Source organism: Deltaproteobacteria bacterium (assembly GCA_012522415.1).
Taxonomy (GTDB): Bacteria; Desulfobacterota; Syntrophia; order Syntrophales; family JAAYKM01; genus JAAYKM01.
On the sequence record JAAYKM010000027.1, the window covers coordinates 1 to 26325 of the forward strand.

A 26325-nucleotide genomic window follows, 5' to 3' on the forward strand; every position below is an offset into this window, starting at 1 on the left:
GGGTTCTTGACGTACATGCCGGATCACCGGCAAAAGAGGACGGGGACGCAGGATGGACGGAGGCGCTGCCCCTGTTCACGGATGTTTCCGTGGCGGTGAGAAGCGGCCCCCACGTAATCATGGACCTGGCCGGCAATGAGGAAATCTCATCCAGGATAGAAGCGGAAAAAACAGCGGCGACGGAGAGGATCAGCGCACAGGGGACGCGCCTATTCCTGTCCCTGCTGCGTCGGGACCCCCAAAGGGTCAACGGCTCTCCTGAGGGGTGGATTTCGGAACAGGCCACAAAGCTCACGGAAACCGGCGGGGAACTTCGTCATTCCAACAAGCTGAAGGGCCCTTTCATCGCCACTGTGGGCCATGAACTGCGCACCCCCCTCAACGCCATCCTCCGATTTTCCGAACTCCTCCGGGATGATCGCAACGACTCTCTGACGGAAGAACAAAAGGACCATATCGGCCATATTCATGGCGCCGGCACCCATTTGCTCGAACTGGTCAACCATCTCCTGGATCCTTCCAAAATGGAATCCCGCAAGCTCACCCTGCAATACGAGAGGATCCCCTTGGGGAAAATCGTCTCCGACGTGGAAGCGGTCATTCGACCGTTGATGGCCCTGAAATCACAAGAATTTGAGGCCCGCATCGCCGATACGGCTGGTTGCATCCATGCCGACCGGATGGCGTTCATCCAAATTCTTTACAACCTGTTGTCCAATGCCATGAAATTTACAGACCAGGGGGGACACATCACGCTGGAGGCGGACATTCTCGACACCCCGGGGCCTGGTGATGAAGATGGCCCCCCCTCGTTCGAGGGGGAACCGGCTGAAGCATACCTGGTGCTACATGTTTCAGACACGGGGCCCGGCATTCCGGAAGAGGATCGGGAACGCATATTCGAAGCCTTTGAGAGGGGGAACAATACCCAGGACGGCACAGGACTGGGCCTGGCCTTAACGAAGAACCTCGTGGCGCTTCACGGCGGTCATATATCCGTGGCAAGCGAAACGGGCCAGGGCAGCCGGTTCACGATCGTCATCCCGCAACCGACGGGGTCAACGCCCGGAACAACGACGTCACCCCCTGAAATCGACGAAGAAGGGGAGGATGACGGGGAAGAGCCGATGGCAGAACCGGACGATCAGGGCGCCCCGCTGCTTCTGGTCGAAGACGACGCGGCCACGGCTGAACTGATATCCCATTACCTGAATGGAAGCGGATATCGGGTGGAGCATGTCTTTAAAGGCGGGGATGCGCTGAAACGTGCGCAGGACATTGAACCTTTCGCCGTAATCCTGGACATCATGCTTCCCGACAAGGACGGTTGGCAGGTGCTCCGGGAATTAAAAGCCAGCCATATCACCCGGGATATCCCGGTGATCATTCTGTCCATTATCGACAACCCTTCGCTCGGATTCGCCCTCGGCGCCACGGATTATCTGCTCAAACCCGTGAAAAAGGACGTTTTCCTTGAAAAAATCAGCCGACTGAGCGGCACCGGGAAGAGGGAACATCGTTTTAGGGATATTCTTTGCGTCGACGCCAACGAAAACACAAGGGAGCGGCTGAAGGAAATCCTCGAAACGGCGGGATACAACGTTCTGAACACGGCAACCGGCAAGGATGGCCTTGAGAAGGCCCTTCTTTATCGGCCCGACCTGGTTATCCTCGACCTCCTGATACCGGATATGGGCGGCTTCGCCTTATCCCGGGCATTAAAAAGCAATGAGGCGACGGCGGACACCCCGATTGTCGTTTTAACGGAAAAGGACATCACCGTGGGGGAGAGGTTGAGGCTCGCCGGAAACGTCGAGAGCGTCATGCAGAAGCATTGCCTTTCCAAGGAAGACCTCCTCGCCCATGTCCGGGATCTGGAAATCACCCCCCTTGCGGGAAGGGGACTTCTGGATACGGCAAGCGGTCTTTTCGACCGGTCCTATTTCCAAATCCGCCTGGCCCAGGAAATTTACCGCGCCGACCGATACTACACCACCTTCTCTGTCATGATGTTCGATATTGATGATTTCATTCTTTACGCCCAACTGAATGGCGTACAAAAAGCAAACAACTGTATCCGGAAAATGGCGGACTTTCTACGCCAAACCGCCCGCGGCTCCGATGTTTTGGCCCGCTACGGCTTCGGTGGCTTCGCCATCCTCCTATCCAGCACCACGGAGGAGGGAACACGCACCGTCGCAGAACGTTTTCTTTCCTTTATTGAGAGCTACCCGTTTCCTGGGATGAAGGACATGCCGAAAAAGAGCCTGACGGCCAGTATAGCGGTGGTTCACTACAATCGTGTCGGTCCGTGCACGGCGGAGCAGATGATTTTTGAAGCCCGGGAACTGGTCCGAAACGCCTACAGCGCGGGGGGGGCAAACATTCGGATCTACGGACAACAGGAGTCGCCTGAATAAAAAAACCGGACCATCGGATAACGTTGTCAGGGATGAAGAATATAACGCCTCACGCTGATGTTCAGCAGCAAACCCACGGCGGTTAACAAAACCACAACGGCCGACCCGCCATAGCTCATGAAGGGCAGGGGGATGCCGACAACGGGGAAAATACCCAGCACCATCCCGATATTGATCAGCACACCCCAGAAGATCAACATGGATATGCCGAAAGCGACGAGGGTTCCCAAATAGTCACGGGAGTGAAGCGCTATTTTCAGGCTCCAGAGAACCAATAATGAAAAGAGGATCATCAGGACAACGGCGCCGAAAAACCCCCACTCTTCCGCGTAAACGGAAAAGTCAAAGTCCGTTTGCTGTTCCGGCAAAAAGTTGAGTTGCGTCTGGGTGCCCTGAAGAAATCCCTTGCCGAAAAACCCACCGGAACCGATGGCGATCATGGATTGAATGATATGGTAACCAGAGCCGAGGGGGTCTCTTTCAGGAGAAAGAAAAGCCAGGATCCTTTCCTTCTGGTAATTCTTCAGAAAAAACCAGGCAACGGGGACCGAAACGAGGCCGGACGCCACGGCAATACCGATGGATTTCCAGTTGATCCCCACAAAAAGGGTGATGCTCACGAATATGATGAACAGCATCAGCGCCGTTCCAAGGTCAGGCTGGCGAAAAACCAGCACAAAGGGTAAAAGCACCAGGGAAAAGGGAATCAGCAGCTCCCTGAGCAAAAGAGAACGGTTCATCTTGTGATCATCGAAGTATTTGGCCAGGGTAAGGACGATAACGAGTTTCATCAACTCCGAGGGCTGAAAAGAGAAACCGAAAACATTGATCCAACGCTGGGAGCCATGGGTGGCATATCCATAAAAATGAATGGCCAGAAGAAGAAAGGCAACCATACTGTAGATGGTATAGGCGTGCCGGATGATGAAGCGATAGTCGATATTGAAGGCCGCGAGCATGCAGGCTAATCCGATCAGGATCCAGCGCGCCTGGCGAAAACACAAGGACGTCTCCCAGTTTGAATTATATCCCGCACTGTAGAGGTTCACCAGTCCGATGGCCAAAATAAGGCAGACCAGAATCAGCAGGGTCCAGTCGAAATGCAAAAAAAGCCTTCTGTCGAATCGCAATCATCACCTCGTCGAAATGATGGACGCCCATGAATGCCATGGTCCGGATGTTATGTATCGCATCTTATCCCGACTTTCTTCCTCGCGTATCAGCAGGTCCGGCTGTTTCGGTTGTTACAATATGCCTCTTCATTTCTGTTCAATACCCTTCCCGGGGGGAATGGTATGAACCCAAAATCGGCAGTTGATGATGTTACTCTTTTTCTGACTCCACTCCCAGAGGGCAGGGGCATAGTAATGCATGGAAACCATTTTGGCGCTCTGGGTCCAGCTGCTGTCGGGGCATCGATGTTGCAACATGGCGTGGGCTTCCCTCAGGTACCGACGTTCCCCGGTTTTTTTGAAAAGGAAAAATCCCTGGTGGAATATGGCCTCGGGAAGCAAACGGCTTTCTCCGTAGTGTGAAACAAGCCTGCCGACCATCTCCAACGCTTCGTCAAGGCGTCCATTGTCAAAATAATGTTTGCCCAGAGCCAAAAGTAAAAAGGCCATGAGCTCGGGACCATTTAAAAACCCGGTCGATCTTTGTCGCTCGAAGCCCTCGTTACACAGGGTGATCTGGACGGGTGTCGCATGCACGGCGTGGGCGCGGAAAAGGTTGGGCGTTTCCGGGGTGATCCTGCAGGGTATGAAATGCTGATTCAGGAGTTGAATCACATCGCTGCGCGAATATGAAACAGTATCCATTTTCTGACTGAGGAAACAGCCCAGATTAAAAAAATGAAGGAAAAGAGGTTTCTTTTCATGCGGGGCCGAATCGGATATGTCATCGATTCCCCTCCGCCAGGATATCAGATTTGCCATTGTACCTTATCCATCTCCTCTCGCTCAAAAATTAAAATGATTGGCCGGCATAAGTCAAGAACAACCTTTCTCGGTGCCATCCGTCATCGGTCATGTGCCGGACAATCCCCTAATTGCTTGTAAAGTATCCGGCCCCCATGGTATAGGTACGGCCATTCCGAGACACGCCCCTCCGGGACAGGCCTTCTGACGGAAAACACACATCCACCAAGGATCTTGATATGATACGGAAAACAGGTTTCGACAATGAACGTTACATCACCGAACAGACTACAGCAATCCTTGATCGGGTGAGGCAATTCGACAACAAGCTTTATCTGGAGTTCGGTGGGAAACTTGTCTACGACTACCACGCAACCCGTGTGCTTCCCGGCTACGATCCGAACGTGAAGATGCGGTTGATCAAAGAACTGAAGGACCAGGCCGATATCTTGCTGTGCATTTACGCAGGGGATATTGAACGAAAGAAAATCAGGGCCGATTTCGGCATCACCTATGATTCGGACGCATTGAAATTGATCGACGAACTCCGTTCCTGGGGTATCGATATTCTGGGGGTGGTCATCACCCGTTTTGACCAGCAACCGGCGGCCACCCTGTTCAAAAACAAACTCGAGCGGCGCGGCATACCGGTTTTTACCCATCGGTTCACCAAAGGCTATCCCACCGATGTCGACCTGATCGTGAGTGATGAAGGATACGGGGTGAATGATTACATCGAAACGGCCAAGCCTCTGGTCATCGTCACAGGTCCCGGGCCCGGCAGCGGTAAACTGGCCACCTGCCTCTCCCAACTCTATCACGATTACAAAAGGGGCATCAAATCGGGATACGCTAAATTTGAAACCTTTCCCATCTGGAACCTTCCGCTCAAGCACCCGGTCAACGTGGCCTATGAGGCGGCAACGGCGGATATCCGGGACTTTAACCTCATCGACCCCTTTCATCTGGAAGAATATACCCGGACCGCCGTGAACTACAATCGTGATGTGGAGGTTTTCCCCGTTCTCAGGAGAATTCTTGAAAAAATAACAAACGGACCCGCCTTTTACCGTTCACCTACGGACATGAGTGTCAACCGGGCGGGGTTCGCCATCACCGACGACGATGTCACCAAGGAAGCCGCCAAACAAGAACTGATTCGCCGTTATTACCGTTATCGCTGTGAATACGCGATGGGCTTTTCCGATTGGGAGACGGTCCAGCGGACGGAGCTTTTTCTGAAGGACTTCGGTCTGAAGCCTGAAGACCGGAAAGTGGTCCCGCCGGCTCATGATGCCGCCCGGGACGCACAGGAACGGGACAAGGGCAATGAGGGCATTTTCTGCGGCGCCGCTATTGAATTAAAAGATGGCACCATCGTGACGGGGAGTAACTCCGCCTTGCTTCACGCTGCATCGAGCATGGTTCTGCACGCGATAAAACATTTAGCCGATATTCCGGAAAAGATTAAACTTTTACCCCCCCATATCACCGGGGCCGTGGGAAACCTGAAAACAACCATCCTCAATGAAAAGACGGTGAGCCTTGACCTGGAAGAAACATTGATCGCCCTGAGTATCAGTGCTATAAACAATCCTGCGGCCCAACTGGCAATAGAAAGGTTAAAGGATCTGATGAACTGTGAAGTTCATATCACCCATATTCCAACGTCCGGAGATGAGGCGGGCCTGCGCCGGTTGGGCGTCAACCTGACCAGCGATCCGAATTTTTCAACCAAAGATCTCTTTACGCCTTGATATCGTGGCGGCCTTCCCGCTCCGCCGTTACGGCATGGACCTCTCCGATGAGAGGGGTGGATGATCCCGGCGAGACCGGTTTGGCTGAAGTTAAGTGTGCCGTTCTTCCAACACAAAGGGGGGCTGAAAATGGAAAGTTGGGATGAGTCATCGTTGGCCCAGTTCGACGGCCGGGACGGTAAACCCGCCTATATCGCTTATAAAGGGCGGGTCTATGATGTCACGGACAGCAAGCTCTGGCACGGGGGGCTTCATATGAAACGCCACCAGGCGGGCTCCGACCTGACTGATTCTCTCTCGGCGGCCCCCCACGATAACGAGGTTCTGTCCCGCTATCCCCAAGTGGGGCCCTACCAACCCAGAGACGTATCCTCTCTGCCGCCGGGCCTTGAGAGATTTCTGGAGCGTTTCCCCATTGCACGCCGTCATCCGCATCCGGTTGCCGTCCATTTTCCCCTGGTCTTCCTTCTTTCGGTTTTCATCTTCGATATGCTCTATATTCTCACGGGGCGCCTCTCTTTTTATGAAACGGCCCTGTATTGCCTTTATGCCGGTCTTTTGACGATGCCGACCGCCATGATGACGGGTTTCTTTTCCTGGTGGGTCAATTATCAAGCCCAGGCAATGAAGCCCATAGTCAGAAAAATCCAACTTTCATTCCTCGTGCTCATCCTGTCCACGGGGATTTTATTCTGGAGAAACCAGACTGCGGACCTGCTTGAGCCTTTTCGGATTGAAAGCCTTTTTTATCTGATACTGGTTCTCTCCTTGTGGCCCCTGCTGATTGCCCTTGGCTTTATCGGAGGTTCTCTGGTCTTCCCCCATGGCAGGTCAAAACGGACCGGGGGGGGAATGAAACAGAACGAAGAGACCGCGTCATTATAATACACATACGCCAAGCCGGGGATTCAGGCGGACAGGATCGTTCAGGCGCTTCCCGAACAGGCCGCAAAACCAGGATGTTTCTCTTCTTGCCCTTGGAGGGCAAGCGGAAGGTTTCTATAACGTTATCACGTCGTGTAACAGGGTGCACCGTTAATCCCAGGGTATCCCATCGTCCGCCGACAGGGATTTTCCCCTTTACAACCCCCGGTTCGTATTATACAACTAAACGCACAGGATCACTGTGAAAGTTACGCCGGTCATCACAGGCACAGGGAAGGATCACATAATAAACAGGCCTTCCTCGTCGCCTGCGCTCCACGAAATGGCCGCTGTTCCGTTTTCGCCTTTCCCATCCCCCCCCGGGTCAAGGGCGGATGAAAGAAACCGCAGGAGGTTGCCGATCGGGGGCACGGGGGGCAGGGCGTTTTCCCGATCGGAAATCGTTATGCAAACGTATCGTATACAGGAATAACCATCATGTACGAAGTCACGATTAAACGCGCCTTTTCCGCCGCCCATTCCCTGAAGGAAATCGGCGGGAAGTGCGAAAAGCTCCACGGCCACAACTTCACCGTCGAGGTTTCCGTGGCGACGGATCAATTGAACCGGGAGGGGCTCGTGGTTGATTTCCGGGTCATCAAGACCTGGACCGACGAAACGCTTAGGGAACTGGATCACAAATATCTCAACGAGATCAGCATATTTCGGGGCGCCAACCCGTCATCTGAAAACATCGCCCGGCACATCTATGACCAGATCGCCCGGAGGATCACCACACCGGGACTCCGGGTTAGCCGTGTCACCGTCTGGGAATCGGAAAACGCAAAGGTAGCCTATACGGGGCCGGACCATGCTTGACGTTCAGAACCAGAGAGACCACCGGCAGATCAACATCCGCAAGGTCGGTGTGAAGGGCATCAAGTATCCCATCACGGTCCTGGACCGGGAAAACGGCACCCAGCCGGTGAACGCCACGATCAGCATGTACGTCAATCTGCCTCACCGCTTCAAGGGAACCCACATGAGCCGGTTTGTTGAAATTCTCAATGAATTCCGGGGCCAGATAAACATCCGAACCTTCAACCGTATTCTGGAGCGGGCACGGGAAAAACTCCACGCCGAATCGGCGCACATGGAGATCGAATTCCCCTATTTCATCGAAAAATCCGCCCCCGTTTCCCGGGCGAAAAGTCTCATGGAATACCGATGTACCTTCGTTGGTGAAAACACGGGGGAAAAAACGGATTTTCTCGTCGGTGTCGTCGTCCCGGTCACCACGGTCTGCCCCTGCTCAAAGGAGATCAGCGTCGCCGGAGCGCACAACCAACGGAGCATGGTGAACGTAACGCTCCGATTTAAGAAATTTTTCTGGATAGAGGACGTGATTCGCCTGGTGGAGGATTCGGCCAGTGGCGAGGTTTATTCCCTCCTGAAGCGGATAGACGAAAAATACGTCACGGAAAAAGCTTATGATAACCCGATGTTTGTCGAGGACGTGGTTAGAAATATCGCCCAGAGGCTGAACGAAATCGACAACTTTACCTGGTACTGCGTGGAGGCCGAAAATATGGAGAGCATCCATAATCATAGCGCCTATGCCTGCGTGGAGAAGGAATGACATGAAAACGAATACGGGAAAGGCCTTTTTTAATCTCTATCACCACGGTTTCATCCGCGCCGCCGTCTGTGTGCCCGATGTCAGGGTCGGCGACCCGGACTACAACACGGAAAAAACGATAGAACTCATCAATGAAGCGGCCCGGGGTAAAGCCGTTTTCGCCCTGTTTCCCGAGCTGGGCCTCTCCGCCTATTCCAATGAAGACCTGTTCCATCAGGACGCGCTTTTACAGGGTGTCATCGGAAATATCACCCGCCTGCTGGAAGCCACGGCGAATCTTGCCATCGTCACCGTTGTCGGTGCCCCATTGCAGGTCGGAAACCGGCTCTTCAACTGCGGCATCGTGACCTATGGCGGCGCAATCCTGGGTGTCTCCGTCAAGACGTACCTTCCCAATTACCGGGAATTCTACGAACGCCGCCAGTTCAGTCCGGCCGAAGAGGCCCTGATGACGACCATCGACCTCTGCGGTCACAAGGACGTTCCCTTCGGGCCAAATATCATCTTTGAAGTCGAAACGATTCCAAACTTCCGTTTCCATACGGAGATCGGCGAGGACCTGTGGGTCCCCGTGCCCCCGTCAAGCTTTGCCGCCCTGGCGGGCGCCACCGTCCTGGCCAACCTGGCGGCTTCAAATGCCTCCGTGGGGAAAGCCGATTATCGACGGGACCTGACAGCCAATCAGTCCGCCCGCTGCGTGGCAGCCTACCTCCACGCGGCCGCCGGGTACGGCGAATCGACAACGGACCTGGCCTGGGACGGACATGCCATGATTCACGAAAACGGAAAGCTCCTGGTCGAATCGGAGCGTTTTTCACGGAAATCCCAGATCATCTTTGCCGACATCGACCTGGACCGCCTCGCCCAGGATCGCATGCGCCTGAACAGTTTCGGGGAGAGCGCGCGGGTTCACCGGCCAGAGGTGGACTGCTTTCGCAAAATTCCCTTTTCCGTAGAGGTCCCCATGGACAAAGAGCTTCTCCTCGACCGGGAATATCCGAGGTTTCCCTATGTCCCGGCGGATGCCGGAGAATGCGATCAGCGATGCTTCGAGGTCTATAACATCCAGGTTCAGGGGCTGGCGAAACGTCTCGCGGCCTCCCGCATCCCCAACATCATCATCGGGGTCTCGGGCGGTCTGGATTCGACACACGCCCTGCTCGTAGCCGCCCGGACGATGGACCTGCTGGATCGTCCCCGGACCTGTATCAAGGCCTACACCATGCCCGGGTTCGCCACGACGGACCGCACCCTGGGCAATGCAAGAAAGCTCATGAGCGCCCTCGGCGTATCCTCGGGCGAGATCGATATCCGCCCAAGCTGCCGCCAGATGCTCCAGGACATCGGCCATCCTTATCATCTCGGTAAGCCGGTCTATGACGTCACATTCGAGAATGTGCAGGCGGGAGAACGGACCTCGCATCTGTTCCGTCTTGCCAACCACCTGGACGCCCTTGTCGTCGGTACGGGTGACCTGAGCGAACTGGCTCTCGGTTGGTGTACCTACGGTGTGGGAGATCATATGTCCCACTACAACGTCAACGCCGGTGTCCCGAAGACCCTCATCCAGCGTCTGATCCGCTGGGTTGCGGACACCGGCCGGTTTTCGCCGCAGGTTTCCCGCATCCTCACCGACATCCTGGAAACGGAAATCAGCCCTGAACTGATCCCGGGCGAGGGAAACGCGCAGCCAGCGCAAAAGACGGAAGAGGTCATCGGTCCCTACGAGTTGCAGGATTTTAACCTCTTTTACACCATCCGGTTCGGCTATCTGCCGACAAAGATCGCCTTCCTCGCCTACTGTACCTGGCGTGACGCCCAAAGGGGTTCTTGGCCCGACCTGCCGGACCACAAAAAACACGCCTACAGCCTGAAAGAAATCAAGCACTGGCTGGAGGTTTTCATCCACCGCTTTTTTCAGGTGAACCAGTTCAAGCGCTCCTGTGTGCCCAACGGCCCGAAGATCGGTTCCGGAGGCTCGCTCTCGCCCCGGGGAGATTACCGGGCGCCCAGCGATGCTGAAGCCAGGGTCTGGCTGAATAATTGGGAGGATATACCGGATCGGTATTGAGAAACAGGCAAGTCATTGCGGGAAATGGGGTTGGGGGACGATCACCCACAGAGGAGAAGACGGTTTCCCGGCGCAGTCATGGCGGCGTGGGGCAAGCCATGCGCATCGGTCTCCGAAACAATCCGATTTCATCGGACCGCTATTTTTTGCCCCTCCTTTCCAGGACCCGCTTCAATTGTCCCGCCAGCGTGCCCTCAGGAGGGTCCGAATCCCCCGACTGCGCATCATCACGGTAAACAAGCGACGTCTCATGGCGATGATCCGTCTCCGCATAGTATTCGCCCAGCAACCCCCGGCTGTGCTCGTCTTCGTGACAGTAAACGCAGAGGTTTTCCCAGTTGCTGCCGTCGGCGGGATTGTTGTGATGATTTCCGTCCCTGTGATGAACCGTGAGGAGATGCCGGTTTGTCCCGTTAAATTCCCTTCCGCATCGGGCACAGACCAAACCGTGGATACGCAGAGACCGTTCGCGGTAATCCGCTCCCGGGGCTTTCCGGCTGCTTTCCTTCATCTCCCGGACAACGTCTTCAACAGGCCGCATCGGTTGTGAGGCGTCTTTTTTCACCCGGGTCTGGACACGGCCCCACCTGCTGCCGTAACTGACTTTGCTCACTGTCTTCCCTCAAAGACGCCGTCATTTATGAACCGGCCGTTTTATCATCCCCGGAAACCAGGGTCCGGACGAAAACACGCGCCCCCTTCCAGAGGGCCCTCGTGTTCCGGAGTCGCCCCAGAACCTGTGGAAACATCCCCGCCTTCAACTTCTCTTCAATCACGGAAACGGCTCCGATCCACGTCTGGACTTGGCCGACCAGGCGCGTCAGGTGGAGTACCTGGAAATGAACCTGGGAAGAAACGTCCTTGATGTTTTCCGCAACGTCTTCCAAATTCCGGAGAATACTGGGCAGACGCAGATTCAACTGGTCAATCGTCGGCCGCAGATGATCGAGGATTTTCCAAAACTGGACGAAGATAGCCACCAGGGACCCGGCCAGCAGGAGAAAAGCTATACTCAGAATGATAAAGCTGATTTCCAGCATTGTAATACACCCATCAAATTGCCGTTTTTTACGGCGTTATGCTCCCGTTTTATCACTTTCTTCCTTGAAGGCCCCAATGCCCGCATCAAGCGCTTTCTTCAACCGTGTTTTATTTTCCTGAAGGGTCTCTCTTCCCTTTTCGGCCAGATCGCTCACGACGTCTTCCACATCTTCGACCTTTTCTCTGGCCATCAGTTGAATTTCCTTCGCCTTCCTGATCGCCGACTCATAAACCACCTTACTTTTTTCCAGGGCACCTTCATACTCGTCCTTGGCTTTCTTGACGATTTCGTCGGTCTTACGAACAATATCTTTCCGGGTTTTCCTACCGCTTTTCGGCGCAAACAGGATACCGATCACCGCGCCGATCACCCCTCCAATTATAACCCCTCTCAGAAAATCACTGTTTTTTTCCGCCATGGCGCGTCCTCCTTTTCTTGTGCGTGCTGGAACCCGTTTTCCCTGCTGGTCACGCGACGTCCCTGCCTCGTTTCCGTGGAAACGATGACCAACGTCGAGAGGAAAATCCGTCCGCGGCTCGAGAATAGCACACCGCCGATAAGGCCTCAAGAAAATAAATAACGTCAAAAAAACGGGCCGATTATCCGTAAAGTCGATAATCGGCCCACTCGTTCGTTACAAACTGAAGTTTCTTAATTCGCCGCAGGAGCTTCTTCTGGCGCTTCGGGAGCCGGTTCCATCTCAGGAGCCGGTTCCGGAGCTGCTTCGGGAGCCGGAGCTTCGACGGCCGCCTCTTCCGGGAACTGCTCTTCCGCCTTCTTGCAGCCAACGACTGCGAAACAGAACGTTGCTACCAAGAGCATGGAAAGAATAATTGCAAATACCTTCTTCATCTAATTGCACCTCCTTTCGTAAATTTCAATACTTTCGGCGATGTCCCATCGTCTCTTCAGGATCACAACATACACTTTATTTTAGCTCTGTCAAGGTATTTTATCCCGCCTATCCTATCCCTGACAGGCTTAACGCACCGCCGTAACGCATCGAAAAACAAACAACCAAAAATACAAACCAGCAGGACATTTTCTCCAGTTAATACCTATCAAATTCATATTGACAAGGGAGAAGAAAAATAGTGAGTATATAGGTGATTTTTTTTACCACTTTTTTCGTCTTCCGGCTTCGTGCCGATTCAACCACAGACTGCGGGAGGATTGCTGATGGGTGATATCTACGAGGAGATTCTGAAAGTTAAAAACAGGGGAGAATGCGCTGCCCTGGCCACGGTCATTTCGGTAGACGGATCAACACCCCGGGAGCAAGGGGCAAAAATGCTGATCCGCCAGGACGGGACCATTGAGGGGACGATCGGCGGTGGTCTGATGGAAAAAATGGCCCGGGAAGAAGCGGAAAAAGTCATCGAGAACGGCATTCCCAAAATGGTCCACTTCGATTTGACGGGGCGTGAAAAAGACGCCATGATCTGCGGTGGTGTCGCGACGGTTTTTATCGAGGCCATCGTGCCGAAAGCGTCCGTTTATATCATGGGGGCAGGACATATTGGATATCATTTGGCCCGGATGGCCAAGATGGTCGATTTCCGGGTCGTGGTCTGCGACAACCGTCCCGAATACGCAAACCGGGAACGTTTCCCGGAAGTGGACGACCTTCACACGGATGATTATGAACAAATTTTTCCGAAACTTCCGGTAAGTGCTTCTTCCTACATCGTCATTGTCACACACGGCCATGCCCATGACCAGATGGCTCTGGAATGGGCATTGGAGACCCAGGCCCGCTATATCGGCATGATAGGCAGCCGGAAAAAAACCCGTCAGGTTCTGGACAACCTGATTGAAAAAGGCGTTTCCGCGGAGGATATCGAAAAACGTGTTCACTCACCCATCGGCTTGAACATCAACGCCGAAACGCCCGCGGAAATCGCTGTCAGCATCATCGCCGAAATGATCCAGGTCAGCTACAGTGACGGCCCTCCCGTCAAGCACACCTGTTGTTCCGGCTAACTAACTGCCAGAGGCACTTGCTTCAACACCAAGGGATGATTAAAATCATTGAGAGAAGAAGCGGAACGCATGAAACGTTTTCCGAGGAATAAGGCCGCAAGACGGCATAAAGAAGCGCGTGAAGTCGCCCATACGTCGTCTGACCGCCGGAATGCGGAAAAGACGGTGAGAAAATGTTCGGGAACATTTCTTAAAACCAAGGAGAGACCATGCTAAAATCAATCGATGAAGTTCAAAGCGCCATGGAACAGGCCAAATATGTCTGCGAGAGGCCCCTCGCCACATCCATATACCTTGCCCAGGCCCTGGGAAAACCCCTGCTCCTGGAAGGCGAAGCGGGCGTCGGGAAAACGGAGGTGGCAAAAGTGATCGCTCAGATCCTCGGCACCAAGCTCATCCGTCTTCAGTGCTACGACGGCCTTGATTCGAGTCATGCCCTTTATGAATGGAATTATCCCAAGCAGATCCTGGCGATCAAAATCGCCCAGGGCCATGGTGAAACGGCGGGGACAAAGGACGAGGATATCGAAAAGACCATTTTCAGCGAAAAATTTCTCCTGACGCGTCCCCTTCTGGAAGCGATCACCTCCGATTCCCACGTGCCGGTCGTGCTGTTGATCGACGAAATCGACCGGTCCGACGAAGAATTTGAAGCCTTTCTGCTGGAAGTGCTGTCGGATTTTCAGATCACCATTCCGGAAATCGGAACCATCAAGGCAAAGGTTCTCCCCTATGTGATTGTCACGTCCAACGGCACCCGGGAACTTCATGACGCCTTGAAACGGCGCTGCCTTTACCACTGGATCGATTACCCGTCATTCGAAAAAGAACTGAGTATCATGCTGAAAAAGGTGCCGGAGGTGCAGCACGGCCTGGCACAGCAAGTATGCGCCCTCATGCAGAAAATCCGGACCATGGACCTTCTGAAATCACCTGGTATCGCTGAAACCCTCGACTGGGCCCAAGCCTTGGTCGCACTCAACAAGGAGCTCCTTGACGAGGAAACGATTGAGCAAACCATGGGCTGTATCATGAAATACCGGGAGGACATGGAAAAATTCAGGCAACTGTTCAAGGCCACCACGGGAGCCTGCGGCGGCAGCTCTCCCGTCAACCTCGATTAAGGACGGTACATGAACGGAAAGGAAACGCGTGCCTCGGGAAAAAGAGGCTGCCAGAACAGTGCCCTTTTCTTCCAGCACTTCATCAATTTCTGTAGAAAATTGAAAAAAGAGGGCATTAAACTGACGATGCGTCAGGAAATCGATGCCCTGCGGGCCTTGAACTATATCGAAGTCCTGAATTTCAATGATTTCTATGTGACACTGAGAACCAACCTTGTTTCTTATCACGACGACATGTCCGTCTTCGACAGGATCTTCTACAGTTTCTGGGATTTTTCGGAAAAAGAGCAGACGGACGAACGACCTGACGGTCAGGAAAGAACGGCGCAGGAAGAGGCATCCGCCAATTTTGAAAAAAAACTGAAGGAAGAGATCCCTCTTGGTGATTCAGCTCACAACGGCGCGGACGAGGACCTCGAGGAATCGGAAGAGCCCACCTACAGTCCGGCTGAACGGTTAAAATCAAAAGATTTCAGTGACTTCGGTGATGAAGACCTGGAAATGATCAAGAAGGCGATCGCCATAATCACCCAACGGATGAAAGTCCGGGAAAGCCGCCGTAAAAGGGCCAGCAGAAAGAAGGATTTTTTTGACCTGAGACGGACTCTGCGGAAGAATCTCCGCTTCGGCGGCGATATCATCGATCTGGCTTGGAAGACCCGACGGATCAGCCGGACCCACATCGTGCTTCTGTGCGATGTCAGCGGATCCATGGAGCGTTACAGCCGCTTTCTCATCCAGTTCCTGTACGGACTCCAGCAGCGCACTCAGGGGAAGGTGGAAACATTCGTTTTCAGCACGCGCCTCACCCGGATCAGCCATATCCTGCACAGGATGAATTTCGAAAAGGCCCTGGTCAAGATCTCCCAGACCGTGGTTGACTGGTCAGGGGGCACAAAGATCGGGGAATCCCTGAAGATTTTCAACCGCAAGTACTCACCCAGTGTCATCGATCGAAAGACGATTGTCATGATCATAAGCGACGGTTGGGATCGCGGTGACGAAATCACGCTGCAGGAGGAAATGGCAAGACTGAGGCAGAACGCCTATCATCTGATCTGGCTGAACCCTCTCCTGGGCGGCGCACTCTACGAACCATCATGTAAGGGCATGGTTACCGCCCTGCCCTATGTCGATCAGTTTCTGCCGATCAACAACCTCAACAGCCTGATCGATCTGGGCAAGACCCTTTACCGGATCAGTTGAACATACGGGGAGACGCTTCGGGTGTTCCCTCTGCGGTGTCAGTCGTCCTTGTCCCAGAAGTCGCCCTTTTGCTGACGATAGGTCTGCCAGCGGAATAATCCACACGGGTACAGATAGAGGAGGCGGGCCCGTTTCACCCAGATGCTGTCTCTGTAGCGTTCCTGGAGAATTTCGAAAGCCTCCTTGAAATGCTCACGATCCTCATCGGCATGGTATCGGTAAATGCCCCGCAGGAAAAAACCTTCCGGCGCCTGGGCGCTTTCCGGATAATCCCGGGTCAGGGTTTCGACACACTCCCGTCCCTCTTCCAGACAACCCATATCGTAATAGGCTTTTGAAAGGCCAAGAAGGAGAAAGGCCATCAGGCCGTCGGGTTCCAGAAAACCGATCAAGCGTTCCGCCTCATTTCCTTCCGGATTCAGCAGAAGGCATGTGGGGGTAAACTTGACATGGTATCTTTTGAACCAAACGGGATTATCCGGGGAAATGCGGACGCTCCGGAGCCCTTTCCCGAACAGGGCCACAACCTTGTCATGCGTGTAGGCATCCATCTCCATTTTCTGGCAGAAATAGCAGCCGGGCGAGCAGAAAAAGAGAAACAGGGGTTTGTTTTCCGCCGTGCTCCGGGCATGCGCTCCAGTAATATCGGCGGACCACTCTATCTTTTCCATCACGGATGAACCTTTGAGAATGAACGGCCTTTTTTATCCCATGTGCATGGGAAGCGCATACAGGATCGCCTCCAGGGCGGCCCCACCTAAAGCGCGGGCTTTATCGGAAATGGTGAAGCATGATTCCCGCCTGGACCGGTGGTCAATATCTCCCGCCTTCAATCCTTCCGTCACGTTGATCCCTTCCCGTAAAAGTCCCCGAACTACGCCGGCAATCACCGTTTTGACCGGTTTTCCCGCCACCTCGGCAACAACATCCCCCGCTTCGACCCGGTCTCCGATCGCCCGGATATTGTGAAAAATGCCGTCCGCCGGCGCCCGAAGGACCCGTTCAATCCCGTAACCGGCAATATCGCCAGGCACTCCGGTGTTGGGTTCCGCCTCCCCCTCGAAGATGAGGCGTCCCAAATCATGACCACGGTTTGTCTCGATCACGATATGGACATCCCTGCCTGCGGTAAAGCCCGGCCCCAGACCGATAACCAGCGGAGCATCGGTCGTCGCAGTCCCCAGGTTATGTTTCGCTAAAATGGCATCGATGAGAACCCGTGGTTGCAGTGTTTCCCGCACACGGTTTTCCGGATCAACCAAAAGGGGAATCATTCCCTTTTCCCAGGCCGGGTAGATGTCCGCCTGGTCGTGGATGCGAACAGCGGTGACGTCTTCCACGGTTTTTTGACCATCATAAACGGCTTCGCAAAATGAAACCTCCCGCCTGACCGCCAGAGGCTCGGCGATTTCCGTAAAGCAGAGTTTGAATCCCCCTTTGAACAAACGATGGGCGACACCTGTTGCCTGTTCACCCGCCCCCCTGATCAAAACCACGGTTTCCCGAACGTCCCCGAACAAACGCGCCTTCCCACCCGTCATTGCGGTATCCTCCTTTTACCAAGATTGTTCGCCCCCTCTTCACCCCCACCATTTTTTCTGCCCCGAGGCTGAGCATTCATGCTATAAAAGCATACAGAGCTTGTCAACAATTAATGAATCCCAAAATCATCGAAGCAAGAAGCCTGGGAACAGGGAAAGAAAGGAGCCCTCTCTTGATTATCGGCATTGACGTGGGCGGCACCCACACGGACGCGGTCCTGCTCAAGGATCGACGCCTTTTTAAGAAGGTCAAGATCGAAACCCGTCCGGACGATCTGGTCTCATCCTTGCTGGAAGCCGCAGATGACCTCCTGGCTGAGGAGGACGGCAACGAGATCGAGCGCGTTACCGTCAGCACAACCCTGGCCACAAACGCTATCGTCCAGAAAAAGACGGACCGGGTCGCCATGGCCGTCTCGACGGGTCCGGGTCTTGGGGCGTCGCAATTGCCCGGATTCGACAACCTTTATTTCCTGTCGGGATATATAAACCATCGGGGTATGGAAGTGGCCCGTCTTCAACCCGGAGAGCTGGAGGAGATTAGAGACGACATCACAAGGAAGGGAATCCGCCTGGCCGGGGTCGTCGGCAAGTTTTCCTCACGGAATCCCCTGCACGAAATTCAGATCGCCGACTTACTGAAAGAAAAGGTGGACCATGTCTCCCTCGGCCACCGCATGTCGGGAAATCTTAATTTTCCCCGACGCATGGCGACCGCTTATTTGAACGCCGCGGTCTGGCCACTCCACCGGCATTTTGTCCATGACGTGCAACAGTTCATCGCGGAACGCGGCATCAAGGCGCCGGTTTATATCCTGAAGGCCGATGGCGGCACCTTTAGCCTGGCCGCCTCCGAATTCTCTCCCTGTCAGACCATCCTCTCGGGTCCGGCGGCCAGCGTGATGGGGACCTTGCATGTCCTTGCGCCGGATGAGGATGCGGTCGTTCTGGATATCGGGAGCACCACGACGGATATCGCGCTGTTCGCGAGAGGAGTCCCCCTGCTGGAGCCCCTGGGGGTCACCCTGGGTGGCTACCGGACCCTGATCAGGGGACTCCGCACCCGCTCTATCGGCATCGGCGGCGACAGCGCCGTCACCCTGTCGGATAACGGCTTGGCCATCGGTCCGGACCGAAAGGGACCCGCCGCCGCCATGGGCGGCCCGGCCCCGACGCCGACGGATGCCATGATCGTTTCCGGCAGACTCGCCATCGGTCGGCGCGAAGGGGCGGTCCAGGCTTTACATTCCCTGGCCGAACCGCTCGGAAAAACCGTTACGGAGGTGGCGGAAGCGATTTTCAACCTGACCTGCAACTCCATCGCCCAAGCCGTTCGCGATACCATCGAGGAGGTCAATCGCCGACCCGTTTATACCATCCATGAACTGCTGGAGGGAAAAACATTGTCGCCCCGCGCCATTTACGTTGTCGGCGGCCCTGCCGGTATCATGGCGTCTCCCATTGCGGAGCGCCTGAGTTTTGTCCCCCATGTCCCGGGGTATGCCGAAGTCGCCAATGCCGTCGGGGCCGCCCTGGCCCGCACAACTGCGGAAGTTACACTGCTCGCAGACACGGAACGGGGCATTCTGACATTTGGAGAAGAAGGCCTTACCATGACCATTTCTTCCGATTTCACCCGGGAAGAAGCCATGGCTCTTGCCCGTGAAAAACTCAGAGAAAGAGCGCTGGACATTGGCGCAGACCCTGTTGGACTGGCCGTCGAAATCACGGAGGATCAGGTGTTTCCCATGGTGCGGGATTTTTACACCACCGGGAAGAACATTCGTGTCAAGGCACAGATCAAACCGGGGCTGTTGTTTTATCCTGAATTGGGGGTCCCCATATGACACGACGAATCAAAAAAACCGGTCTAATTTTTTTTCCCGCTTTTGATTGGGCTATTTCTCCGACACACCCGGAACGGGAGGAACGCCTTCTTTATACCCAGGACCAGATTTTTGAGGAAGGACTCCTGGACTTCGACAATATCGTGGAATACAAGCCTGGTATCGCCACAGCGGCAGATATCGATCGGACCCATATCTGCGTTCCCGATTCCCGCGCCGTCACGACGGACTCGCATCTCATCTCAACGGGGGGCGCCATCCAGGCCGCCAGAATCGTTCTCGACGGCCACTGCGATAACGCCTTCGCACTTGTCCGCCCTCCGGGACACCACGCCATGAAAGTTGTCCACGGCGCCAGGGGATTCTGCAACGTGAACATCGAAGCGATCATGATCGACTACATCAGGCGCCACTATGGCCCCAAAAGAATCGCCGTTGTCGATACGGATTGTCACCACGGCGACGGCACCCAGGATATCTTCTGGCATGATCCCCACACACTGTTTATTTCCATTCATCAGGACGGACGGACCCTTTACCCGGGAACGGGCTTTCATCAGGAAATGGGCGGACCAAACGCCCTGGGAACAACGATTAACATCCCTTTGCCACCGGGAACCTCGGACGAAGGTTTTCTGCATGCCTTGAATCACGCCATCCTGCCCATTCTCGAGGATTTCAGGCCGGATCTGGTGATCAATTCGGCGGGTCAGGACAACCATTATTCCGACCCGATCACAGACATGCGATTCAGTGCACAGGGCTACGCTGTTCTCAACGAGAAACTCGCCCCGGATCTCGCCGTTCTGGAAGGGGGCTATTCCATTGAAAAGGCCTTGCCCTACGTGAACCTGGGCATTATCCTGGCCATGGCGGGCCTCGACTACAGTCATGTCCGCGAGCCCGACTACGACAGAGCCTCCCTTAGACAGACGCCGGACATCAGCCGGTTTGTGGAAAAATCATCCGAAACGGCCTTGCAACTCTGGCGGGAACGGGCTACCCTGCGCCAGAAGCTGGTGGGACGGAATCGCAGTATGACGCGCCGCAAACACATCTATTATGATACGGACGGCATCAGCGAGGAACAGGTAGAAACGGTTCTGGTCTGTGAAGATTGCGGCGGTATGCTCACCATCGATTCCGAGGCGGACACGGGTCGGCGAATTTTTGCCGTGATTGTCCCCTACCAGACCTGCCCCCGATGCCGAAAGGCGGGGGAAGAGGCTTTCGACCAGGCCGACCGCCTCCGCTACACCGCCGTGTATTTTCAGGACAAAGACCTGGATTTGTATCAGGTAAAGTAATCGCACCGCTATTCTCTTCCCTGTCCTGAAGCCCGGGCTGGAGGAATAAAAATCCATTTCTACGAAGGAGAACAAGATGAGCGACGAGGAAATCATCCGCAAACGCACCCAGGAAACGGCAAAAAAACTGTTCAACGGCGGGGTCAAAATGGATCCGCCCTATATCATGTGGAAGGAATTCGATCGTGACCTGGCCAATGAATTTTCGAAATTCATCACCGGCGGTCTTTATTCCCGGACGGTCTTGACGCTTCCGGAACGCCAGATGGTGGCCTGCGCGATTCTGGGGGCGATCCGGGCTGCCGATGAACTGAAACTACATGTGAACGCGGCACTGAACGTCGGTTGCGATCCGGAAAAATTGACGGAAGTCTTCTTCCAGATGGCTCCCTACGCGGGTATGCCCGCGGTCAATGAGGCCCTTGAAGTCTACCGGGCCGTTCTGCGGGAGCGGGGGGAATGGCCTCTCGAAAAGCAGGGGGGATAAACCCGACGGGCATCAACGCAAACGGGGATCAAAGGAATCCCTGATCCCTTCTCCCAGGAGGTTGTAACCCAAAACGGTGATCAGGATGGCCAAACCCGGATAAAGGGACAGCCACCAGGCAATATCGATGTTGTCCTTCCCTGCGGTGAGGATGTTCCCCCAGCTGGGGGTCGGCGGCTGAACCCCGATGCCGAGGAAGCTCAGAGCCGACTCGGTCAGGATGGCCCCGGCAACGCCAAGGGTCGCCGCCACCAGGACCGACGCCATGGCGTTCGGCAGGATATGGATGAAGATGATTCGGAAGTCGCTGGCCCCGATGGCCCGGGCGGCCAGGACGAAATCCCGTTCCTTCAGGGAAATAAAATCGGCCCGAACCAGACGGGTGATTCCCATCCAGCCGGTGGCGCCGATGATGATCATGATATTCCAGATCGACGGTTCCAAAATGGCAATGACGGCCAGGATCAGGAAAAAAGTCGGAAAGCACAGCATGATGTCAACGAACCGCATGACAATCGTATCGACCCAACGGCCGTAATAGCCGGCAACCGCTCCCAGCACGGTACCGATCAGCACGGCGAGTCCCGTGGCGACGAACCCGACCTTCAGGGAAATTCCCGCCCCCCAGATCATCCGGCTCAAAACATCCCGACCCAACTGATCCGTCCCGAACCAGTGCGCTCCCGACGGGGGCGCCAGAATATTGTGCAAGTCGATGGCGTTCGGGTCATAGGGAGAAAGCCACGGGGCCAGCAGGGACACCAGAAAAAGAAACAGGACAACCACGCCCCCGGCGGCAGCCATCTTGTTTCTCAGAAAACGCTTCCAAAAATCGGATGCCATGACATACTTCCCGTACAGATATAATGGGTATTGTCCGACCGGATTCGATGGTCAACCCTTCCGGACGGTCTTAACCCCGCCTGCCCGCTACAACATCTCCGGCGTGAAAGCGACCACCTGGTCGATCTTCGATGAATCGGTCAGGACCATAACCAGCCTGTCCAGCCCCAGGGCGATACCCGCCGACTCCGGCATCCGTGTCAGATCCTCGAGAAAAGGTTCAGGCAGGGGCAAAGCGGGCTTGCCCCACCGACTTCTTTCGTCAATGGCCCGCTGAAAACGATATCGTTGTTCATCGGCGTCCGTCAGCTCCGAAAAGCCGTTCGCCAGCTCCATTCCGAAAAGATAAAGTTCGAAACGTTCCGCAACGGAGGGGTGGTCTTTTTTCGTTCTGGCAAGAGAGGCCAGGGGCAGAGGATAATCACACAGAAAAGTCGGCTTCCCGAAGCCCAGGTGGGGCTCGATCCGGTCAACGAGGATTTCTTCGAAACGATCCCCGGACAAAGCGTCTTCAGCCGAAACGGCGGCGTGACGGCGAAAAGCCTCCTCAACAGTCAGCCTCTCCCATGGGGGGGACAGGTCCACTTCATGGCCCTGGTAGACGAGATTCCGGGCCGAATTCAGGGAGCGGGCGGTCTCCAGAAACAATTCCTCGCAGTCCGTCATCAACATGGTGTAATCCGCCCCTGCACGATACCATTCCAGAAGTGTGAACTCCGTCAGATGCCTGGTTCCCCTCTCCCCCTCACGATAACACTTGCAGATCTGAAAGACTTTTTCGTACCCGGCGGCCAGAAGCCGTTTCATGCATATTTCCGGCGATGGATGGAGAAACCAGCCTCGGCAGGGGAAGATATCGATATGGGTTTCCGGCGCCGGCGCGGGTACCCGGTTGGGGGTTTCCACGGCCAGGAAATCTCGGTCAATGAAAAAGCGGCGGACCGCCTCCAGGATCGATTGGCGCCTCTGAAGAACAGGCTTTTTCGCCGCCAGTTTCCAGATTGTCCCGTTCACGTCATTCCTTCACCCTCGTAAGATATTCCCCCGTCCGGGTATCAACGCGAATTCTGTCCCCTTCTTCGACAAAAGCGGGAACATTGATCCTGTAACCGGTTTCCAGAATAACGGGCTTGTTATTCCCCGTAACCGAATCACCCTTAATCCAAGGCTCGGCTTCCGTCACCACCATGTCCACGAAATTGGGAATACTGATTCCCAGAGCCTTGTCTTCGAAGAAGAGAATCTCCACCTCCAGGTTCTCCAAAAGGAAATTTGAGGCATCGCCAATCTGGTCGGCTGTCAGGAACACCTGCTCATAGGTGTTATTATCCATGAAACAGTACTTCTCCTCTTCCCTGTAGAGGAACTGCATTTTCTTTTCCTGGAGATCGGCTTCCTCGAACGAATCGACGGAACGGAAGGTCCGTTCAAACTGAGACCCGCTGATCATGTTCTTCAACTTGCACCGGTAAAGGGCCTGCCCTTTTCCGGGTTTCACAAAATTGAACTCTGTAATGATATACGGATCTCCATCAATTTTCAGCCGCAGGCCCTTTCTTAAATCACTTGCATTATACATCCTGGTTCTCCTTTGCCGGTCGATTGTATTCTTAAGCTGCTATTTTACTTGGTCTTTGGAGGTTTGAGACGTTTTTCCATATCATGCAAGACCGCCGGAAGACAAGGAAGAATGCACCGTAAGCGGCACTTTCCCCCGTCCGTCCGCCGTATCGAGGACATAGGCGGGCTGGCAAAGACCGGAACATTCCCGCCAGATTTGTTTCATCATGGCGATCCCGATGTTGATCTCTGTCATGAAATGAGCCGCTCCCGTTACGGGTTCACATTGGAACAGATAATATGGGCGAACGGACACACGCTGGAGTCCATAAAGCAGATCCTTCATGGTCTCGAAAGTATCGTTCACCCCGCGCAGGAGAACGGATTGGTTGGACACGGGTATCCCGGTCTCCAGGAGCATCTCGCAGGCGCGCGCTGATTCCGGCGTAATTTCCGAAGCATGGTTGAACTGTGTGTTGAACCAGACAGGACGATGCCGTTTGAAAATGCGGCAGAGGGCCCTGGTGATCCTCATGGGCATAACAACCGGGATCCGGCTTCCAATGCGAAGAATTTCCACATGAGGGATGGCGCGGAAAGCTCCGAGCAATGCGTCGAGTTTCCCATCGCTCCACATCAGGGGGTCGCCGCCCGAGAAAATCACCTCACGGATCTTTCGGTTGGATGAAACGTACTCCACCATTCGCCCAATGTCTATTTGCTCGACAGAATCCCCCCCCCTTTTCCAGCGCCGCTTCCGGTTGCAATGGCGGCAATGAACCGCACATTGACGGGTCACCATGACCAGACAACGGTCCGTATAACGATGTACCAATGCCGGAACGGGCATCGCCGCTTCTTCCCGCAAGGGGTCGGGTTCACAGAGGATATCCATATCCAGTTCCCGAACCTGGGGAACACACTGAAGGGCGATAGGATCTTGCAGACCGCCCTGCCCCATAAGAGACAGGTAATAGGGCGTGACGCAAAGAGGATAATTCGCCGTGACCCGGGCGATCCCATCCGGCGTCGCCCCCTGTCCCCAGACCTCCACCGGCAGTGAGGCCGGTTCTCTGAGGCCGTGTGAAAGCTGCCATCGCCAGTTGTTCCAATCCCTTTCCGATACCCCCCGCCATGGGGACCCCGCTTCACTCTGCCCTGTCATGATCACCAAACCCCTATTCAATACCGATATTTCAGAGAAACGCTTCCATCAAATGAACACCCGGCCATGAAGGAATGGGATCGGTTCGACAGATTTTCTCTCCGCCAGGTCAATGCACCGTTTATCCCCAGGAAACGGCAATCCCCCCTTCAGAATTAGGGATTGCTTTGTCTCATTATTTTCGTTATTCTGCAAATACTAACATGTGCGATGGGTGCGCGATTGAGGGAAAAAACGTCATCATTAAAATTTCGCACCCAATAATCATAATAAATGACGATGGAAGACCGTGCGAATCCGATCATATGATTCGAAGCGTGAATCCCGTTTATCGCGCTGCGAGTCCACATGAATCATCCGGGCACCACCAATGACTTATTACCAGTGGAGGTAAACGACTTATGGAGACATTGTCCAAAGATGACCTGAATGCATTGATAACCAAGCATAAAGACCTCTGTATCTCTATTTACATGCCCACGCACCGCTCCGGCGTGGAAACCCAGCAAAACCAGATCCGTTTCAAAAACCTGCTCCGGGAGGCGGAAGAAAGATTGGTCTCGTCGGGCATGAAATCACAGGATGCCCGAAACTTCCTCGAAAAGGCCTACGGACTGGTCAACAATGTCCTTTTTTGGCGTCAGCAAAGGGATAGTCTGGCTTTTTTTCTCTCATCCGACCTGTTTCTTCATTACACCCTCCCGGTCAGCATGACGGAGCTTGTCGTTGTCACCGACCGATTCCACCTCAAGCCTCTTTTGCCCTTGTTATTCCGGGACGAGCGGTTCTACATCCTGGCCCTGAGTCAAAACGAAGTCACATTTTACGAGGGATCCAGCCTGAGTATTCATGAAATAGAGATCAACGGCCTACCTCAGGGAATAAACCAGGCTCTCCAGGGGGATGAACCGAAAAAGCAGGTTCGTTTCCGCTCCAGAGGCGGCGTCAGTGAGCGTGGATCCATGATTTCCGGGCACGGTCCGGATATCGAAGACACGAAAGACAACCTGCTTCGCTATTTCCGTCAGGTTGACCGCCTACTGAAGGACACTTTGAAAGATGAACGCCCTCCCTTGATTCTTGCCGGCGTAGATTTCCTGCTTCCCATATACCGGGAAGTCAACACCTATCCGGATCTTTACGAGGAGGCCATCACGGGAAATCCAAAGAGATTGAGCAGGGAAAGTCTCAGGAAAAAAGGATGGTCACTGGTAAACAGGCGTCATGAAGTTGAAATCGAAAATGTCATCGACCTTTACCGACAATCCCAGGGAACGGGACTGACCGCCTCCGATATCGGGGAGATTTTGGTTGCCGCCCACCAGGGACGGATCGGCATGCTCTTCGTGCCGTTGGGCGAGGAACGATGGGGAACCTTCAACAGTGATACCGGGCAGGTCACCTTTTCTGAAACAGCGGTTACGGGGGATGAAGACCTTTTCGACCTGGCGGCGCTTCTGACTTACCTGAATGGAGGCGATGTTTTCGCTCTACCGCCCGAAAGGATTCCCGAAGACTCGACCATCGCGGCTCTGTTCCGTTACTGACAAACA

The 26325-nt window shown here is 54.5% G+C and carries 25 protein-coding genes; 13 read left to right on the top strand and 12 right to left on the bottom strand.

The features are described from left to right. The coding region (locus tag GX147_02015) for a response regulator (GenBank protein NLN59484.1) at positions 1-2420 on the top strand (2420 nt) is incomplete at its 5' end. A 26-nt stretch (positions 2421-2446) separates the two neighbouring features. Here the strand turns inward: GX147_02015 and rodA are convergent. Both rodA and GX147_02025 read right to left on the bottom strand, forming a co-directional pair. Continuing rightward, positions 2447-3550 (bottom strand): rod shape-determining protein RodA, encoded by a 1104-nt coding sequence (gene rodA / locus GX147_02020; GenBank protein NLN59485.1) that lies wholly within the window; start codon positions 3548-3550, stop codon positions 2447-2449. Positions 3551-3679: 129 nt separating this feature from the next. Beyond that, positions 3680-4354 (bottom strand): DUF255 domain-containing protein, encoded by a 675-nt coding sequence (locus GX147_02025; protein ID NLN59486.1) that lies wholly within the window; start codon positions 4352-4354, stop codon positions 3680-3682. Positions 4355-4575: 221 nt separating this feature from the next. Here GX147_02025 and GX147_02030 point away from each other — a divergent pair, with 221 nt between their 5' ends. The 5 genes from GX147_02030 to GX147_02050 all read left to right on the top strand — a co-directional run bounded on the left by GX147_02030 (position 4576) and on the right by GX147_02050 (position 10667). After that, a complete protein-coding gene (locus GX147_02030; protein NLN59487.1) occupies positions 4576-6093 on the top strand; it encodes a DUF1846 domain-containing protein in 1518 nt (505 codons plus the stop codon). 129 nt (positions 6094-6222) lie between these two features. After that, positions 6223-6978, top strand: coding sequence for a cytochrome b5 (locus tag GX147_02035; GenBank protein ID NLN59488.1), 756 nt, complete (start codon positions 6223-6225; stop codon positions 6976-6978). A gap of 477 nt (positions 6979-7455) precedes the next feature. After that, positions 7456-7836 (top strand): 6-carboxytetrahydropterin synthase QueD, encoded by a 381-nt coding sequence (gene queD / locus GX147_02040; GenBank protein NLN59489.1) that lies wholly within the window; start codon positions 7456-7458, stop codon positions 7834-7836. After that, positions 7829-8596 (top strand): GTP cyclohydrolase I FolE2, encoded by a 768-nt coding sequence (locus GX147_02045; GenBank protein ID NLN59490.1) that lies wholly within the window; start codon positions 7829-7831, stop codon positions 8594-8596. Before queD ends, GX147_02045 begins: the two co-directional genes overlap by 8 nt. Before the next feature lies 1 nt (position 8597). Then, entirely contained in the window at positions 8598-10667 is a 2070-nt protein-coding gene (locus GX147_02050) for an NAD(+) synthase (GenBank protein NLN59491.1), read from the top strand. Positions 10668-10806: 139 nt separating this feature from the next. Here the strand turns inward: GX147_02050 and GX147_02055 are convergent, their stop codons facing one another. The 4 genes from GX147_02055 to GX147_02070 all read right to left on the bottom strand — a co-directional run bounded on the left by GX147_02055 (position 10807) and on the right by GX147_02070 (position 12561). Then, a complete protein-coding gene (locus GX147_02055; GenBank protein NLN59492.1) occupies positions 10807-11178 on the bottom strand; it encodes an HNH nuclease family protein in 372 nt (123 codons plus the stop codon). Positions 11179-11305: 127 nt separating this feature from the next. After that, positions 11306-11707: a DUF948 domain-containing protein gene (locus GX147_02060; protein NLN59493.1), complete on the bottom strand. Its 402-nt coding sequence runs from the start codon at positions 11705-11707 to the stop codon at positions 11306-11308. Positions 11708-11743: 36 nt separating this feature from the next. Further along, positions 11744-12127, bottom strand: a complete 384-nt coding sequence (locus GX147_02065; protein NLN59494.1) for a YtxH domain-containing protein — start codon at positions 12125-12127, stop codon at positions 11744-11746. A 233-nt stretch (positions 12128-12360) separates the two neighbouring features. Then, positions 12361-12561 carry a hypothetical protein gene (locus GX147_02070; GenBank protein ID NLN59495.1) on the bottom strand — a complete coding sequence of 67 codons (201 nt, stop codon included), beginning with the start codon at positions 12559-12561 and terminating at the stop codon, positions 12361-12363. Between the two features lie 327 nt (positions 12562-12888). Here GX147_02070 and GX147_02075 point away from each other — a divergent pair, with 327 nt between their 5' ends. The 3 genes from GX147_02075 (at position 12889) to GX147_02085 (ending at position 16022) form a co-directional block, all read left to right on the top strand. Further along, positions 12889-13692: a xanthine dehydrogenase gene (locus GX147_02075; protein NLN59496.1), complete on the top strand. Its 804-nt coding sequence runs from the start codon at positions 12889-12891 to the stop codon at positions 13690-13692. Positions 13693-13901: 209 nt separating this feature from the next. Continuing rightward, entirely contained in the window at positions 13902-14816 is a 915-nt protein-coding gene (locus tag GX147_02080) for a MoxR family ATPase (protein NLN59497.1), read from the top strand. Positions 14817-14825: 9 nt separating this feature from the next. Continuing rightward, complete coding sequence (locus tag GX147_02085; GenBank protein NLN59498.1) at positions 14826-16022, top strand: VWA domain-containing protein; 1197 nt, start codon at positions 14826-14828, stop codon at positions 16020-16022. A gap of 38 nt (positions 16023-16060) precedes the next feature. Here GX147_02085 and GX147_02090 read toward each other — a convergent pair whose 3' ends face one another. Further along, a complete protein-coding gene (locus tag GX147_02090; protein NLN59499.1) occupies positions 16061-16693 on the bottom strand; it encodes a thioredoxin fold domain-containing protein in 633 nt (210 codons plus the stop codon). 33 nt (positions 16694-16726) lie between these two features. Next, the gene (locus GX147_02095) at positions 16727-17563 is read right to left on the bottom strand and encodes an EF2563 family selenium-dependent molybdenum hydroxylase system protein (GenBank protein NLN59500.1); all 837 of its coding nucleotides are present in this window, start codon (positions 17561-17563) and stop codon (positions 16727-16729) included. Between the two features lie 173 nt (positions 17564-17736). Between GX147_02095 and GX147_02100 the strand changes: the two genes are divergently transcribed. From GX147_02100 to GX147_02110, 3 genes are all read left to right on the top strand, one after another. Next, positions 17737-19410, top strand: coding sequence for a hydantoinase/oxoprolinase family protein (locus GX147_02100; protein NLN59501.1), 1674 nt, complete (start codon positions 17737-17739; stop codon positions 19408-19410). Next, positions 19407-20717 (top strand): histone deacetylase, encoded by a 1311-nt coding sequence (locus tag GX147_02105; protein NLN59502.1) that lies wholly within the window; start codon positions 19407-19409, stop codon positions 20715-20717. Before GX147_02100 ends, GX147_02105 begins: the two co-directional genes overlap by 4 nt. Before the next feature lie 76 nt (positions 20718-20793). Continuing rightward, on the top strand, positions 20794-21204 hold the full coding sequence (locus GX147_02110; protein ID NLN59503.1) for a 4-carboxymuconolactone decarboxylase: 411 nt from the start codon (positions 20794-20796) through the stop codon (positions 21202-21204). A 12-nt stretch (positions 21205-21216) separates the two neighbouring features. Here the strand turns inward: GX147_02110 and GX147_02115 are convergent, their stop codons facing one another. The 4 genes from GX147_02115 to GX147_02130 form a co-directional block, all read right to left on the bottom strand. Continuing rightward, on the bottom strand, positions 21217-22047 hold the full coding sequence (locus GX147_02115; GenBank protein NLN59504.1) for an ABC transporter permease: 831 nt from the start codon (positions 22045-22047) through the stop codon (positions 21217-21219). An 87-nt stretch (positions 22048-22134) separates the two neighbouring features. Beyond that, positions 22135-23061: an EF-P lysine aminoacylase GenX gene (genX, locus tag GX147_02120; GenBank protein ID NLN59505.1), complete on the bottom strand. Its 927-nt coding sequence runs from the start codon at positions 23059-23061 to the stop codon at positions 22135-22137. 1 nt (position 23062) lies between these two features. Continuing rightward, on the bottom strand, positions 23063-23626 hold the full coding sequence (gene efp, locus GX147_02125) for an elongation factor P (GenBank protein ID NLN59506.1): 564 nt from the start codon (positions 23624-23626) through the stop codon (positions 23063-23065). An 81-nt stretch (positions 23627-23707) separates the two neighbouring features. Next, complete coding sequence (locus tag GX147_02130) at positions 23708-24772, bottom strand: KamA family radical SAM protein (GenBank protein NLN59507.1); 1065 nt, start codon at positions 24770-24772, stop codon at positions 23708-23710. 401 nt (positions 24773-25173) lie between these two features. On the opposite strand from GX147_02130, the gene GX147_02135 reads away from it, so the two are divergent. Next, positions 25174-26319 (top strand): hypothetical protein, encoded by a 1146-nt coding sequence (locus GX147_02135; GenBank protein ID NLN59508.1) that lies wholly within the window; start codon positions 25174-25176, stop codon positions 26317-26319. Positions 26320-26325 lie beyond the last annotated feature (6 nt).